Origin of the sequence: Arthrobacter sp. KNU40 (assembly GCF_051515115.1) — a bacterium.
GTDB lineage: Bacteria > Actinomycetota > Actinomycetes > Actinomycetales > Micrococcaceae > Arthrobacter.
This window is the reverse complement of sequence record NZ_CP195850.1, coordinates 1101197-1116046: the sequence shown is the minus strand read 5'-3', so window position 1 is coordinate 1116046 and position 14850 is coordinate 1101197. Positions and strand designations below refer to the sequence as shown.

The following is a 14850-nucleotide window of genomic DNA, read 5'->3' as shown; positions in this document are numbered from 1 at the left end:
TTCAAGACGGATTGTTCCATCCACAACAAAGAAAGCGAACCAAGATATGCGAATGTTTGGTAAAGCAGGAAAGGCAGCAGCAGTAGCTGCGATCGCGGCACTGGCGCTGACGGCCTGCGGCCGTACGGACAGCGGCACCTCCGGTGGTTCATCCAGCGGCAGCGAGGCATTCCCCAAGGGTTCCTCGATCGGCGTCGCGCTCCCCCAGAAGACCAGTGAGAACTGGGTCCTGGCGGAGAAGCTCTTCAACGACGGGCTCACGAGCGCAGGTTTCAAGCCGGATGTGCAGTTCGCCAACGGTGGCGTTTCGGAGCAGCAGAACCAGATCAGCGCGATGATCACCAAGGGCGACAAGCTCATCATCGTCGGTGCCATTGACGGCGCCCAGCTGGGCACGCAGCTCAAGCAGGCCAAGGACGCCGGCGCTACGGTCATTGCATATGACCGCCTGCTCCTGAACACCTCCAACGTGGACTACTACGTGGCCTACGACAACTTCAAGGTCGGCGTGCTGCAGGGCCAGGCCCTGCTGGACGGACTCAAGGCCAAGAAGCCGAGCGGCCCGTACAACATTGAGCTGTTTGCAGGCTCCCCCGATGACGCCAACGCGAAGGTCTTCTTCGACGGCGCCATGAGCATCCTGCAGCCGAAGATCGATGATGGAACCCTCAAGGTCGTGTCCGGCCAGAAGTCGTTCGAACAGGCCGTCACCCAGGGCTGGAAGGCAGAGAACGCCCAGAAGCGCATGGATACCCTGCTCGCAGGTACCTACACCAGCGCTTCGCTGGACGGCGTACTTTCCCCGAACGACACCCTGGCCCGCGCCATCCTGACCTCGGTCAAGGCGGCCGGCAAGCCGCTTCCGGTCGTGACCGGCCAGGACTCCGAAGTTGAGTCGGTCAAGTCCATCCTTGCAGGTGAGCAGTACTCCACCATCAACAAGGACACCCGCAAGCTCGTTGAGCACGCCATCACCATGGTCCAGGACGTCCAGTCCGGCAAGACCCCGGAAATCAACGACACCAAGTCCTACAACAACGGCGTCAAGACCGTGCCGGCATACCTGCTGCCCCCGGTCATCGTGACCCTCGCCAACGTGAAGACGGCTTACGTGGACGATCCGATCCTCGGACCGATCACCAAGTAACACTTCCCATTCAGACACCAACGACGGCGGCCATCCCCACTCAAGGGGGTGGCCGCCGTCGCTGTGTCCGGATCCATCCGCCGTCGCGCAATTCTTCACAGGCCCCGCATAGCAACAGCAGCACAACCGCACAGCCGCGGTGAGCACTGTTAGGTGAGCAGGCGCGCCGCTGGGGCGGGCCAGGTCCAGAAGGAGAAACGTGAGCGTCCTCGCCCGGAGTGTAGGCAATGCCTTCCGCAACAAGATAAGAACCGCGGCTGTAGTGGCAGTGCTTGCCGTCGCGATCGGGCTGGCGCTGGCCATGCTCGTGGCCAACCAAGCCGTTGGCGGCAAGGTCCAGGAGCTCAACGCCTCCGTGGGTACAGTCCTGACTGTGAACCCCGCCGGGGCGCAGGGCTTCGACGGCGGCGGCGAGCCGCTCACCACGGCCCAGACCGCGACGGCGGCAGCCGTACCGAACGTCGTTTCCGTGGTGGGCACCAAGGCGCTGCGGCTGGAGGCCGCATCGGCGGCCTCCACCACCGGCACCACCGGCACCACGACGCAACAAGCGGGACCGGGCGGCGGCCCCGGCGGCGGTACGAGCGTCACCACGAACCTTCAGGCAGCCATCGACGCCGGCACGCTCGGCAACCGCAACAACACCAGCGGCAGCACCGGATCGGGAAACACGCCAACAGGCAGCACCGGAACCGCGCCGGCGTTCTCGCTGCCCATCACGGCCACTGGTATCGGCGCCGAGGTGGACACCGCCGGCAAGGCCTTGAACATCACCAGCGGCACGGGCCTGGGCGACTACACGGTGGCCGGCACCAAGGCCCTCGTCGGAACGACGCTCGCGACAAAGAACAACCTCAAGGCCGGCTCAACGTTCACCATCGCCGGCACGACGTTCATGGTGGCGGGCATTTTCGACGCCGGCACCACTTTCGGCAACAACGCCGTGTACACGACACTCGCCGAAGCCCAGGCCCTCGCCGCAACACCCGGCGAGCTCTCCAGCATGGTGGTGACGGTCAACAGCATGGCAAACGTGGATGCCGCCAAGACAGCACTGCAGACCGCCCTGGGCTCGGGTAAAGCCGACGTCACGCAGGGCCAGCGGAACCTCGAAACCGCGGTCAGTTCCCTGGACAGCGTCAAGAACATTTCACTCGTGGCCTTCATCGCGGCCCTCGGCACGGCCGGCCTCATCATCCTGCTCATCATGGTCATGCTGGTCCGCGAGCGCCGCCGTGAGATCGGAGTCCTGAAGGCCATCGGCGCCCGCAACCGCACCATCGGCTTGCAGTTCGTGCTCGAAGCCCTCGTCCTCGTGGCGCTTGGCAGCGTCGTTGGCGCTGCCATCGCATCCTTCGCCAGCGGCGGCATCGCATCGGCACTGATCAGTTCGAACAGCTCGACGGCGGCCACGAGCCAGCGCGGCCCCGGCGGCGGAGGCTTCGGCGGTCCCGGTGGAAACCCGTTCGGCGGAGCCTCCCAGCTGCTCACCTCGGTCACGGCGAGCGCCTCCCCCGGCGTCATTGCCGCCGGCATTGCCGCGGTCTTCGGCGTCGCCGTCGTGGGCGCCCTGGTACCAGCGCTGCTCACAGCCCGCATCCGCCCCATCGAAGTCCTCCGAGGAGAATAGCCATGATTGAAGTCAAAGACCTGGTCCGCCAGTTCAAATCCGGCGACCGCACCATCAAGCCCGTCAACGGCGTGAGCTTCGAGCTCGAAAAGGGGACCCTTGCCTCGATCGTGGGAAAGAGCGGCAGCGGCAAGAGCACCCTGCTCTCCCTGCTCGGCGCCTTGGACAAGCCCACCAGCGGGGACGTCGTAGTGGACGGGGTCAGTCTGGCCGGGCTGCCCGCCGGCAAACTCACCGAATACCGGCGCCGGGACATCGGCTTCGTTTTCCAGCAGTTCAACCTCATCCCCAACCTCTCGGCAGTGGACAACGTGATGCTGCCTATGGAGTTCGCCGGAATGCGGAAGGCGGCCCGGTTGGAGCGGGCGCGGTCCCTCCTGGAGCAGGTGCAGCTGGATCCGGAGAAACAGTCCCGTCGCATCAACAAGCTCTCGGGCGGTGAGCAGCAGCGGGTTGCCATTGCCCGGGCGCTGGCCAACGAGCCCAAGCTCATCCTTGCGGACGAGCCCACCGGCAACCTTGATGAGCAGACCGGTGAGCACATCATCGAACTGCTCAGTTCCTTGAGCCGGGACCACAACACCACCATTCTGGTGGTAACGCATGACCGCAGCCTGGCTCAGAAGACCGAGCGCCGCTTCAGGTTGCAACAGGGCAAACTGAGCGAGGAAGCTGTTCGTCCACGCGTAGCTGCCGGGGCCTGACCACGTTTTCCAAACAACGGAAGGAGGGCCGGGAACCCCAAGGTTCCCGGCCCTCTTTCCGGGTGCGCCGAGCTCGGCTCCTTAGAAGCGAATCGCGTCGATAACCTTGACGCGCACCGCCACAAGTGCCGGGATTGCTCCGGCCAGCGCTCCCACCAGCACAGCTGCTCCGAAACCGAGCATGGCCGCTTCGATGGGGAACGGAGGGTACTGGCTGAGGGCTGGCGCAACCTTTGACTGGATCCAGGGGTGTTTGACCACCGCCACGGCCACCATGACGCCGGCCAGCCCGGCCACTGCGGTGGCAACGACGGACTCCATCATCACGCCAAGGAAGATCCGCCCCGAGGTCGCTCCAAAGCTCCTTCTAATACCGATTTCCCGCACCCGGTAGCGGACCGTGACCATCGAGATGTTCAACATCCCCACCGCGCCCAACAAGAGGACCAGGCCTGCAATACCGCCCACCACCAGCTGCACCGGAGCCAGGGGATCTCCGTGTGCCGCAAAGTCCATCCGCTGCGCCGTGATGTACGTTTCCGGGAACTGTTGCGCCAGATCGGCTTGGATGGCGGCCGAAAGCATTTCTGCTTGCCCGTCCTGCACCCACACTTTGAACTGCCCACCTAGCTGGTTGACTCCCATTTGCTTGGCAGCGCCCGACAGTATGTACGCCGCTGGGGGTGCATCCGGCCGAGTGTCCGGCACGACGCCGATGATCACTGCATTCGATTCCTGCTCGCCTGCGGTCTTGATGCCGGGTTGCAAGGCAAGGTCAGGCCTCCCAGCCGCGTTGTAGAACGCTTCAGTGACGACGACGGCGGGCGCCAGCCGCTGTTCGTCGTCGCTGGCAAACCAGGACCCTTGCCGTACCTCCAGCCGGTGAATGACCCCATATCCGGGGTCCACCACCATCAATTGAACAGACTGGACACCGCGAGGGAACTGGAACGGCTGCTCGGCGTGGGCCTCGTGCGAGGAGAAGGCAATGCCGTAACGGTCAACGATGGACTGATACGCCGCATCCAGACGCCCTGGATCCGGCCGGGTTGGACCGTTGACCCCTAGTCCGAGCGTCGCTGAGCGTCCTCCTGTGCGCTCGGACGAGGCTTTGAATCCTTCGCGTGCAAGATTGCCGACGCCTACCACGGACGTGAGCGCCGCGACGGACAAGGCTACGCCCAGCAAAGCCAGCAGGATCCGGACTTTGTTGATCCGCAGTTCCTGCCAGGCTTCCACGATGGCTGACATGAAACCGATCATCGATCGACCTCCGAGGATGTGGGCCCGAACAGCGCCGGAGCCGACGAAGCCAGTGCCGACAAAGCCGGTTCCGGCAAAGGGATCCCCGAGTTCGACTCGCCGTCAAGGGGATGCAGAACGCCAGAGTCCAGACGGAAGCGGGACCGTGCTAGTGCAGCTACATTGCTGTCGTGGGTGATGGTCACGAGTGCCGCGGCGGACTCCGTGGCCACCTGGTCCAGAAGTGCCATGACCGCTCGCCCGGTCTCTACATCGAGCGCGCCCGTGGGTTCGTCGGCAAGGATCAGACGGGGCCGCCGGACCAAGGCCCGCGCGATGGCAACCCTCTGCTGCTCACCACCCGAGAGCATGTTCGGCATGGTGTGGGCGCGGCCGGCAAGTCCCACACGGTCCAGCATGTCCATGGCCAGTTCACGGCGTCGCAGGAAATCGCGGCCGCGGGCGTAGAGGAGCGGCGTGATGACATTGTCCAGTGCGCTACGGCCGGGGAGCAGGTTGAATTGCTGGAACACGAAGCCCACCATGGTGCCTCGAAGCCGTGCACGCGCGTCGCCACCGAGTTGTAGCACAGGCGTGCCAAGAAACTGGATTTCGCCGGACGTGGGCACGTCCAGCAGACCCAGGAGGTTCAGCAACGTTGACTTCCCGCAGCCCGAGCGGCCGATGATCGCAGCGTGGTCGCCGGCGGAAATCTCAAGGTCGATCCCGCGGAGGATATGAAGCTTCTGATCGTCAGGCAGCACCACCGTGCGCGTGACACCGCGCAAACTCACGAGGCTTTCCATGCCTAGCCTCCCGCCGGACGGTACGCCGCCGGGCCCGGCCCGTAGCCTTGCTGGGAAGGAGCAGCCGGGGCGCCGGGAACGAATTCAAGCACCCGTTCCCCTTCGGCGAGGCCGGACAGCACCTCCACCTTGTCACCGTCGTTGAGACCCAACTTCACAGGCCGTTGTTCCGGAGCTTTGCCCTCGGCAGCCGCGCCGGCCATCCAAACAATGCCTTCTTTGACGCTGCCCTTCACCGAGGTCAGGGGAACTGTCACCACGTCCTTGGCTTCGCCCGCACTCACCGTCATGGTTGCTCCCAAGCCGGCGAAGACTTCCGTTCCGGCCGGCACAGGACAACTGATCGTCCCGGTGCTCGCGCTGTCACTTTGCGTTGCCCCACCCGGTCCAGCCGCGGCTAACGACAGTCCGCCACCTGGCACGGCCATCCCCACGCCGCCGGTTCCGTTCGCGCCGGCAGTGGCTCCGGCGTCGTTGGCGTTGTTCTTCAGCGTCACTGCAGGGCAGCCGAACGGAGCAGGCCCGCCCACCAGCGAGATCTGCGCTGAGCTCGGCTTGGCAAGAAGCCGATACTGTTGGGCGGCGTTGACCGGGCCGGACACCGTGAAGGTCCCGGGATCGACTTTGCCCACAACTTCGCCCACGCTTAACTGCTGGTCAAGGAGGGCCGTCAGTTCATTGAGCTTTCCGGCGGCAGGGGCGAGCACGTCGGTGTACACGTACACGGGTTCCGACGTGGTCTTCTCCCCGGGCGTTGTGCCGGTGCTGGCAGGCTTGGTCCGCTGGGACTTGACTTGGAAGAGCTGGTCCCCCTTGGCCACGGCAACGCCCGGCTCCACATAGAGGTGGACCACCATTCCCGCCGCCGTGCTGCGGACACCGACAATGGGGTCGCTCTGAACGGTGGCTTTGATCTGCACAGTATTGGTGACCGTTGCGCGCGCCGCGGGCACAACAGGCGTCTCCACCCTGGCCATCGGGGCCGGCTCGGCACCCTGCGGCTTTAGCCCATCCACAAAGGCGATCTTCACCAAGGCCACGGCGATCACTGCAAATACCAGCAGCCATGCCACAGGCAAAATGACGCGTCGAAAAACACCCATCCCTACTCCATTCGGTAACTCCCCACAGAGCCTCTCTGCGAGGGATGATGACCATCAGCCTAGGCGATGGCTCCGACGAAATTCAGATGGCCCGTGACTTGAGCGTGTGCCGTATAACGCTTGCGGCGGAATGAGAGGATAGGCCGCATGAGTCTGCATATCGCCAAGCCATGGTTGTTCAGCCAGCCGAACCAGGATCCCCGCGCAGCCACCGGCAAGGCCCTGAACTGGGGCATTATCGCCACAGGAGGCATCGCTAAGACCGTGAGCAGTGACCTCGCCCAGCTCGAGGACGCAAACCACTACGCAGTGAGTTCGCGGCGCCAGGAATCGGCGGACGCCTTTGCTGCCGCGCATGGGGTCACGAAGTCCTACGGGGACGACGGCGGCGTGCCCGGCTACCAGCGTCTGCTCGGCGATGACGCCGTCGACGTGGTCTACGTGGCCACCCCGCATGCCCAGCATTTCGAGATCGTCAGGGAGGCCCTCAAGGCGGGCAAGCACATTCTGTGCGAGAAGTCCTTGACCATCAACGGCCGTGAAGCGGCAGAGCTCGTCGCTTTGGCCCGGGAACGGAAATTGTTCCTCATGGAAGCCGTATGGAGTCGGTTCCTGCCCAGCATGCAGAGGGCTTTCGCCATTGCCGCGTCGGGCGAACTGGGCGACATCAAGTGGGTCAGCGCCGACCTTGGGTTCCCTGCCCCCTACGATCCTTCCGCCCGGATCTGGGCCCCGGCGGCCGGCGGCGGGGCACTTTTGGACCTCACAGTATACGCTCTGCTGTGGCCTTTGGGCACCCTCGGTTTCCCGCAGTCAGTCAGCGCAGTGGGTACTTTGACGGACGACGGCGTCGACTCCCAGAATGCGCTCACGCTGGCTTACGACGGCGGTGCCATCGCCCAACTGACCTCTTCGTTGCTGGCCCATGGTCCTCGCTCGGCGTCCGTTGCGGGCTCCAAGGGCTTCCTCCAGACGCAGGGGTCCATCAACAATCCGCGCGAGCTTCTGATTCGAACAGGCTGGGATGAACCACGGACCGAACGCTTCGACGCGGTAGGGATCGGCTACACCTACGAGCTGCGTGAGGTTACACGCTGTGTTCAGCAAGGACTGACCGAAAGTCCTGTGATGCCCTTGGACGATTCATTGAACACGATGCGCCTCTTCGACGGGGTGCGATCCCAGCTCGGAGTCCGGTACGCCAACGACGCCCGCTGAACTGAATGACGAATCCGTCCTCCAACGTCTGGACTAGTTAACTAGCGAGGCCTACGATGGGAGCGATCGCCTATCGAAGCTGACGCTGGGGGGTGTCGAGATGGAAGCAGAGCAAGGCAAACCGCGCGTTCTTCATGTTCTCCGCTCCGTCCTGCTCGCCGGCGCCGGCGCCGTCGTTTGGATAGCCCTCTCCTCCACGGCAGCCAACGCTGATTCCGGGAACACCAACAACCACACCCTTTTGGGCGGTGCGGGCTCCGCAGTGTCAAACGTTGTACACAACGCTGCCAAGGGACTTCCCGGAACCCCCGGCAATGCCGTTGCGGCAGTTGTCGCATCCGTGCCGGCCCCGGCCGTAGTATCCGTTGCAGTCCCCGGGGTCCAGCTACCAGCGGTCCAGGTGCCGCCCCCGGTAGTCAACGCACTTCCCCAGCTGACCGGGAGCGTCGACCAGCTTCTGGCCAACACGCCCGTGGTCAGCGCAGTCCTCCCTGAGGGGACCGTTGGTGCCGTGAGTGCAAGCGTTGTCTCGCCGGCAGCGAGCGCGGTTGACGGGGTTGGGTCAGGCATCGGTTCCTTGATCGGCGGCCTTCCGGTCACGGTCCAAGTGATAGCTGTCCCTTCCATCCACGTCCCCGATGTCACCGGAATAGTTGAGGCCCTTGCAGCGGGACCCGATGTAATTGAGCCCGCTGCCGGAGTCCCTTCAACGGTGGCTCAGGATGTCGCGGCTCCGCTGCTCAGCCTCGCTGGCTACAGTGGCCCGCCGGGCCTGAATGGGACTCCTTCGAAGGCGGCAGTCCGCGGTACTAGCGGTTCCAACGATTCTCCCGCGTCCCGGTCCGACGGCACATTCCCGCCCGGTACGCCAGGCGGCAGCGACACCGTCAGTGGATCTGCAGTCCTTTCCAGCAATCCATCGGGGGCTGCCGCTGCGTGGCTCCAAGGCACGAACCTTTCTTACCCGTTGACTGGGACCCTCGTGTCCACAGCTGCTGCTGGCAGAGTTCCGGCTCCGGTGTCGTTTGACCCGGGTTCTTCACCTGACTAGTTCCGAGCCCCGCCGCTTTCCCGGAAGTTCATTCCGGGCCGCGGCAAACGGCCGATCCGGGCGCTCCTATGCGCCTTTTGGAACTACTCGTTCAGGAGAACAACATAATGCACAGCATGATTCGCAAGGGGCTGCTTGGCACCCTCTTTGCCGGTGGGTTGATAGCCCTCGGCGCAACTGCCGCGAACGCGGCAGACACCACTACAAGTGCGCTAGGCAATGCCTCAGGCACTCAAGTCGTTGCACCGGTATCCATTCCGGTGAACCTCGGGTCGACGTCGCTCTCAATACTTGGAAATTCGGGCGCCGCGACCACCACCCCTGCACTCGCCCCGGTTCCGGCCCCGGCGATCAATTCCGGCGGAGCAGCCGTCCCGTCCGGAACCCAGGTGGTGGCTCCGATATCGGTCCCTGTTGATATCGGAGCCACCTCACTGGCAGTTCTGAGCAATTCCGCCCCTGGAACGGCCCCTGGCGCCCAGGCGACGGCTCCCGTCAACACGCCTGTAACCGCTCCTGTCACCGTGGGTGACACCTCGGTCAACGTCCTCAGCACGACGCCGACCGGAACCGCACCGGCAGGCGGTACGACCGGAGGCACCGGCGTCGCGGCACCGGTAACCGCTCCTGTCACCGTGGGTGACACCTCGGTCAACGTCCTCAGCACGACGCCGACCGGCACGACCGGAGGCGGTACGACCGGAGGCACCGGCGTCGCGGCACCGGTAACCGCTCCTGTCACCGTCGGTGACACCTCGGTCAACGTCCTCAGCACGACGCCGACCGGCACGACCGGAGGCGGCACCACCGGAGGCGCCGGCGTCGCGGCGCCAGTAACCGCTCCTGTCACCGTCGGTGACACCTCGGTCAACGTCCTCAGCACGACGCCTGCAGGCACCACCGGAGGCACCGGGGTCGCGGCGCCAGTAACCGGACTGGCCACCGTGGGTGACACCTCGGTCAACCTGCTTGGCACCACGCCGACAGGTACAGGCAGCCTCTCGGGGACCGGCCTCATCTCAGCCTTGGGTCTTCCGCTGATGATCGACACCGCGTCGGTAGGTTTGGGTCTGCCTTCTGGCGCCACGAACCCGTCGACAGTCACCCCGCCCGTCGTGAACCAGCCGATCGGTTCCCAGGGCTTCGTCGATCCGGCTGCAGCCGCTCCTTCGGTTGAGACGCCGTCGGCAATCGCATCCGGAACTGCCGCACAAGCCAATGCGGCCTCTGCCAGTGCAGCGGTTGCTGTTGGGGCTGGAACGGCCCTTCTTGCAAGCACCGGCTTCAATGGCCTGTGGTTGCTGTTCGCGGCAGCGCTGCTGTTGCTTGGCCTCATCGTGATGGTAGGTAGCCGGAAGATCCGGGCAACAATTCCCGCATAATCACTGGCTTGGGCTTCTCCACCGCATTGGATGTAGCCCGCTCCGGGCTCCTCCGCAGGGCAAACAGCCCCGCGGAGGAGCTCATGCGTGGAACCACGGAGAGATCCCACCCTTCGGTGCGTTACGCCGTCGTGCCATGGATCCGAACCGACGCCGGGGCGTAGACCGGGGGAAACAGCTCGGACGCATTGCGCCGCCGGTAGTCGCGTTCGCCGTAGGCTTCCACCACCTGTCCAAAAAGCTGCTGACCCTCCCCGCGCAGTTCATCCAGTTCGATGCCCGGGAGGGAGCCGCCAACAACTACGGGGCGGCCTGCAACGTACGTGTCGGTGACATTGCGTGCCGAACCGTTGAGGATTAGCGTGCGCAATGGATCTTCCACGACCCCATCACGGAAGTCCCCCAGTGAGGCGACCATGATGTCTGCTTGGGCGCCCGGACACAGGCGTCCCAGGTCGTCGCGGCCCAATGCCTTGGCACCACCCAAAGTGGCAGCGTCGAAGAACGCCGACACCGTGCCGGCGTCCCGCCGACCCTCCGCGATGCGCGCTAGGTGCGTGCCGATATCGATGCCCTTGATCAGGTCCGGCGGGAACGAATCGGTTCCCAGACACATGTTGACTCCGGCAGCCGCGAAGGCGTCAAAGGACTTGAGCATGCCTGAGTAGTGGAACGACGTCAGGGGGCAGTGGATGATGCTGACGTCATGCCGGGCCAGCACATCCAACGGGCCGCCCTGTGCGCCGGAGGACGGGTCGGTGCCGTCGATGACAACCCCATGCGGGATAAGGAGCCGTGTGTCCAGCAGGCCGGAATCCGCGAGCTGCTCCAGGACGGTGCGCCCGGTGAGCTTGACGAGGAACCCGTCTTCATTCGCCCCCTGGAGGCAATGGAGGCGGACCAATGCGTTGCGTTCGGTGGCCAGCTCAGCAGTCCGGCGCATCAGTTCGTCCGAAAGTGTCTCGATTCGGCACGGCAGCAGGACACCGGTAAGCAACGGATGCCCTAGCTCGTCGGCGTAGTCGAGGAACCGTGCGGCGTCGGCGAATCCTTTATGTCCCTCCTCCTCGTCGAAGAGGATCACGCGTTGGCCGTCGTCGTCGGTGACGTTGATCCCCGAGCGGTACGCGGGGCCCAGGAAACCGCGCAGGCCGAGCTCGATGCTGGACTGCGCCATCCCTTTGAGTTCTTCGAAGGTTTCAGCCCATGAGCTGTGGATCTCCGAAGCAATCGGCATGTAAGTGGTCACGCCGTGCAAGGCCAGCTGCGCCAGTGCGAACTTTCGCACGCTCTGGCGCTGCGCCGCGGTGAAGACATCGCGCCGGCGGTTGTGGAAGTAGTCCTCGGACCATTGCAAGCCCGGGGCGGTCTCGTCCGTGGGCCAGGAGTCGAAGATCATGTGATCAATGTCCGTCAGGGCATCAAGATCGATGAGGCCAGGCGTGATGAGGCTCTGTCCAAAGTCCCGGCGTTCGTCAACGGGCCCCGTGTAGTCGGTACCGACATAGACGATCTCGTCGTCCCGCATCACGACCTGCCCATCCTTGTGCATCACGTGCCTCGTCCCGTCATAGCCAAGGACGTACCGGGCAGAAAGCTGAGTGATCATAAACCCTCCAAATTTGGTATCCCAGGTCAGATGGCCGCAGATCAAGTTCGAAGTTGGCCAAGCATATGGACGCCTTCAATTACAGGATTATGAGCGGCATTTGTGACATGTCTTGCATTGCGATGTGATCCACCTTACCATCTTTGGTATACCAAATGGCGCGGGCGGCTCCGTCTTCGCCACTGCAGCACACGAAGGGTGCACAACAATGAAGAACCAATCCACAACCACTCCGGAGGTGGATACGCCCGTAGTCAATGTCGATCACGGACCGGTCCGCCTCTTCACCCCGACCGCACGGCAATGGGGATCGATGATCCTGCTGTCCACTGCCGTCTGCGCCGTGGCCATCCTGGCCGGAACGCACAAGATTCCCCTGGGAAACGCCGCTATCGTGCTCATGCCCGTCTTGTGGGCAGTGCTGATGGGCGCCGTCATCGGCGTCCAGAAGGTGCGCCCCATGTCCGGCCAAAGCCGTGCCGTGGCCTCGGTATTGCTCAACGTCAGCATCGTCATGTTCCTGGGGGCCCTCGGCACCCAGGTGGGACCTTCTTTCGCCAAGCTGACCTCGCTCGGCCCGGCCATTCTGCTCCAGGAAGTAGGCCACATCTTCGGAACGGTCATCGTCGCCCTGCCGGTCGGCGTCGCGCTGGGCATGGGCCGCACGGCGATCGGTGCCACTTGGGCAATCGACCGCGAATCCTACTTGGCCTACGCATTGCAACGCTTTGGCGTGAAATCCCCGGTCTACCGCGGCGTGTTCTCCGTGTGGCTTCTGGGCAGCGTCTTCGGTGCAGTCTTCATCTCCCTGCTGGCCGGACTGCTCGGCGGGATGGGTATTTTCGACCCGCTTGCACTGGCGCTGGGCCTGGGCCTCGGCTCGGGATCCATGATGCTTGGCGGCGTGGCGGCCCTGTCCATCCTTTATCCGGGGCAAGCACCGGAGATCATGGCGCTGGCGGCCCTGTCGAACCTGGTGACGAACCTTGTGGGCTTCTACGCCGGGGCCTTCCTTTCGTTGCCGATGTCCTTGCGGCTCTACAAGTTCTGGGCGCGCCTCTTCCGCCGCGATGACGAGGGCAAGCGTCTTGACCGCCACGGGAACGCTGTTGCCGCGAAGCTGCGCAGGCCACAGGCCCGAAACAAGGTGGACGTTTCGGCTGTGCTCCAGGACCCCGAGGTGCGCACGAAGCCTTCAACATGGATCATCGCTTTCGTTGCAAGCATCGCCGCAGGCGTGGTGATCCTTGGCCTCCTTACCGCTCTGGCATTCGTACTCGCAAAATACGTCCCGGCCGTGCCGTCGAGCGTATGGGTCCTTGCACTCGCCACCTTGGCGACGGCTCCGATCCTGCCGTTCAGTGGCATGATTGTCTCCTTCACCCACAACCTTGACCCGCTCTACGTGGGCCTTGGCTCGATCGCCTTGCTCGGCCTGAACGTCGGGCGCGACATCAACGCGCTGAAGACCCTGAACTGGCGCACGGTGATTGTGGCGACAATCACATTCTCCGCAAGTTTCATAGCAGCTGCGGCACTTGCACAATTCGTCATCCATGTCTGAGTGCTGACGCCGAACAACTGACGCCGAACAAGGGCGGTGGAATGGACTCCTTCCTTCATTCCACCGCCTTCTCGTGTCTCTGCTCCCGCCCTCGGCGGCGCGTCCGGGTGATGTTCGACGCATCGCGGTTCCTTCACGCCCCGGGGCTGCGCGACATACCGCGTCAGGTGAACGGCGGAAGGACACCAGACCACCTGTGGCTTGCTAAGATCTAAAGGCTCAACCCGGCCCCCGGGAGAGCCCCCCATCAACTGGTCCGGAACGGACGTGCCCCCACGCGCCCGATACCGGCCCCTGCCCGACCCCAGGAGACCCCTGCTCTCATGACCGCATTGGCCGAACCGGACTTTTTCGAGGTACACGACGAGGATTACCGCAGCGAACTGGACTCGCGGTACGAGGAAGGTTTCGGGCGCGGCCCCGAGCTCGACGACGACTACGGCAGCAGCTACGACGAACTCGACAAGCTCTTCGATGGTTTGTTCGACGACGAGGATGACCTGGACGCACCGGCCAAGGCCGAAATGAAGGCTCCGGCCCGGAAAGACGCTCCGAAGGCCGCCGCCGTCAAGACGGCGCCGAAGAAGTCTTCCTCGATTTCGATGCCCAAGGCCAGCCCGGTCGTTACCCGCAAGGTGGAACCTGGTGCCGCTCCCGCCGTCGAAGAGACGCCGACGGTAACCGTCGTCGAGCCGGCCGTCGTCGAGCCCGCCGTCGAGCCCGCCGCCCTCGAGCCGGCCGCCGCAGCGGCTCCCGCAGCGGCTCCCGCCGAAGAAGCCATGACTCCCTCGATTCCGGACAGCCCCTTCTTCGCCCCGCACATCGCCCCGGTCAACGCGCATGTGGAGTTCCTCCGCAAGCTCCGCCCGGGCTTTGAGGTCCCCTACGTGGATCCGATGCACTCCGTGGAGGACTGCCGGATTGTCACCCTGTTTTCCAACACCAGCGAGGCCTCCTCGCGGGGCGTTGTCTGGGCCGGCGACGACGCCGCCGCCACCCGGCTACTGGGCCTGCAGTTCCAACTCGGCCTGCGCCCGGAATGGATGATGCCGTGGAACACCCACCCGTGGTTCACTCCCGGCGAGGCGAACGGAAAGCTGACTCCGGAGCAGGTCGCCGCCGGCCTCAAGCCGCTCCTCGCTTTCCTCAAACTCGTTCCACGCGCCTCGGCGATCGTCGCCCACGGAACGGAAGCCAACCGCTTGGCGCAAATGCTCCTCAAGACCGACAACCAGCTGATCTGGCGCCGCGGCCTGAAGGTCTACAAGGCCCGTTCGCTGCACGGGCGCGCCTTCGCAGGTTCCAAGGAGCGCCAGACCGAATGGCTGATAGAAATGGGCCGCTCCTACGCGGACGCCATGGCGCGCGCGGGTCTCCAGGCCGGACGACGCTAG

12 protein-coding genes are annotated in these 14850 nt (G+C 64.4%); 8 read left to right on the top strand and 4 right to left on the bottom strand.

Annotated features, from left to right (window positions below; all coding sequences use genetic code 11):
- The first annotated feature begins 46 nt into the window (after positions 1-46).
- The 3 genes from ACSKT0_RS05325 to ACSKT0_RS05315 all read left to right on the top strand — a co-directional run bounded on the left by ACSKT0_RS05325 (position 47) and on the right by ACSKT0_RS05315 (position 3481).
- The gene (locus ACSKT0_RS05325; RefSeq protein WP_345450042.1) at positions 47-1147 is read left to right on the top strand and encodes a sugar-binding protein; all 1101 of its coding nucleotides are present in this window, start codon (positions 47-49) and stop codon (positions 1145-1147) included.
- Positions 1148-1346: 199 nt separating this feature from the next.
- Entirely contained in the window at positions 1347-2777 is a 1431-nt protein-coding gene (locus ACSKT0_RS05320) for an ABC transporter permease (RefSeq protein WP_437772838.1), read from the top strand.
- A 2-nt stretch (positions 2778-2779) separates the two neighbouring features.
- Positions 2780-3481, top strand: coding sequence for an ABC transporter ATP-binding protein (locus ACSKT0_RS05315; protein WP_059388016.1), 702 nt, complete (start codon positions 2780-2782; stop codon positions 3479-3481).
- Between the two features lie 81 nt (positions 3482-3562).
- Here the strand turns inward: ACSKT0_RS05315 and ACSKT0_RS05310 are convergent, their stop codons facing one another.
- The 3 genes from ACSKT0_RS05310 to ACSKT0_RS05300 are packed head-to-tail and all read right to left on the bottom strand — an operon-like array spanning position 3563 to position 6632.
- Positions 3563-4732 carry an ABC transporter permease gene (locus ACSKT0_RS05310; RefSeq protein WP_437772837.1) on the bottom strand — a complete coding sequence of 390 codons (1170 nt, stop codon included), beginning with the start codon at positions 4730-4732 and terminating at the stop codon, positions 3563-3565.
- An 8-nt stretch (positions 4733-4740) separates the two neighbouring features.
- Positions 4741-5529 carry an ABC transporter ATP-binding protein gene (locus ACSKT0_RS05305; protein WP_437772836.1) on the bottom strand — a complete coding sequence of 263 codons (789 nt, stop codon included), beginning with the start codon at positions 5527-5529 and terminating at the stop codon, positions 4741-4743.
- A gap of 2 nt (positions 5530-5531) precedes the next feature.
- Positions 5532-6632, bottom strand: coding sequence for a hypothetical protein (locus ACSKT0_RS05300; RefSeq protein ID WP_437772835.1), 1101 nt, complete (start codon positions 6630-6632; stop codon positions 5532-5534).
- 147 nt (positions 6633-6779) lie between these two features.
- Here ACSKT0_RS05300 and ACSKT0_RS05295 point away from each other — a divergent pair, with 147 nt between their 5' ends.
- The 3 genes from ACSKT0_RS05295 (at position 6780) to ACSKT0_RS05285 (ending at position 10283) form a co-directional block, all read left to right on the top strand.
- Positions 6780-7850 (top strand): Gfo/Idh/MocA family protein, encoded by a 1071-nt coding sequence (locus ACSKT0_RS05295; RefSeq protein ID WP_437772834.1) that lies wholly within the window; start codon positions 6780-6782, stop codon positions 7848-7850.
- A 100-nt stretch (positions 7851-7950) separates the two neighbouring features.
- Positions 7951-8901 (top strand): hypothetical protein, encoded by a 951-nt coding sequence (locus tag ACSKT0_RS05290; RefSeq protein ID WP_437772833.1) that lies wholly within the window; start codon positions 7951-7953, stop codon positions 8899-8901.
- 107 nt (positions 8902-9008) lie between these two features.
- Positions 9009-10283, top strand: coding sequence for a hypothetical protein (locus ACSKT0_RS05285; protein ID WP_437772832.1), 1275 nt, complete (start codon positions 9009-9011; stop codon positions 10281-10283).
- Between the two features lie 121 nt (positions 10284-10404).
- On the opposite strand, the gene ACSKT0_RS05280 is transcribed toward ACSKT0_RS05285, so the two are convergent.
- Positions 10405-11892, bottom strand: a complete 1488-nt coding sequence (locus ACSKT0_RS05280; RefSeq protein ID WP_437772831.1) for a chlorohydrolase family protein — start codon at positions 11890-11892, stop codon at positions 10405-10407.
- Between the two features lie 208 nt (positions 11893-12100).
- On the opposite strand from ACSKT0_RS05280, the gene ACSKT0_RS05275 reads away from it, so the two are divergent.
- Together ACSKT0_RS05275 and ACSKT0_RS05270 are read left to right on the top strand one after the other, a co-directional pair.
- The gene (locus tag ACSKT0_RS05275; RefSeq protein WP_437772830.1) at positions 12101-13456 is read left to right on the top strand and encodes a DUF3100 domain-containing protein; all 1356 of its coding nucleotides are present in this window, start codon (positions 12101-12103) and stop codon (positions 13454-13456) included.
- 779 nt (positions 13457-14235) lie between these two features.
- Entirely contained in the window at positions 14236-14850 is a 615-nt protein-coding gene (locus ACSKT0_RS05270; protein ID WP_437773971.1) for a uracil-DNA glycosylase, read from the top strand.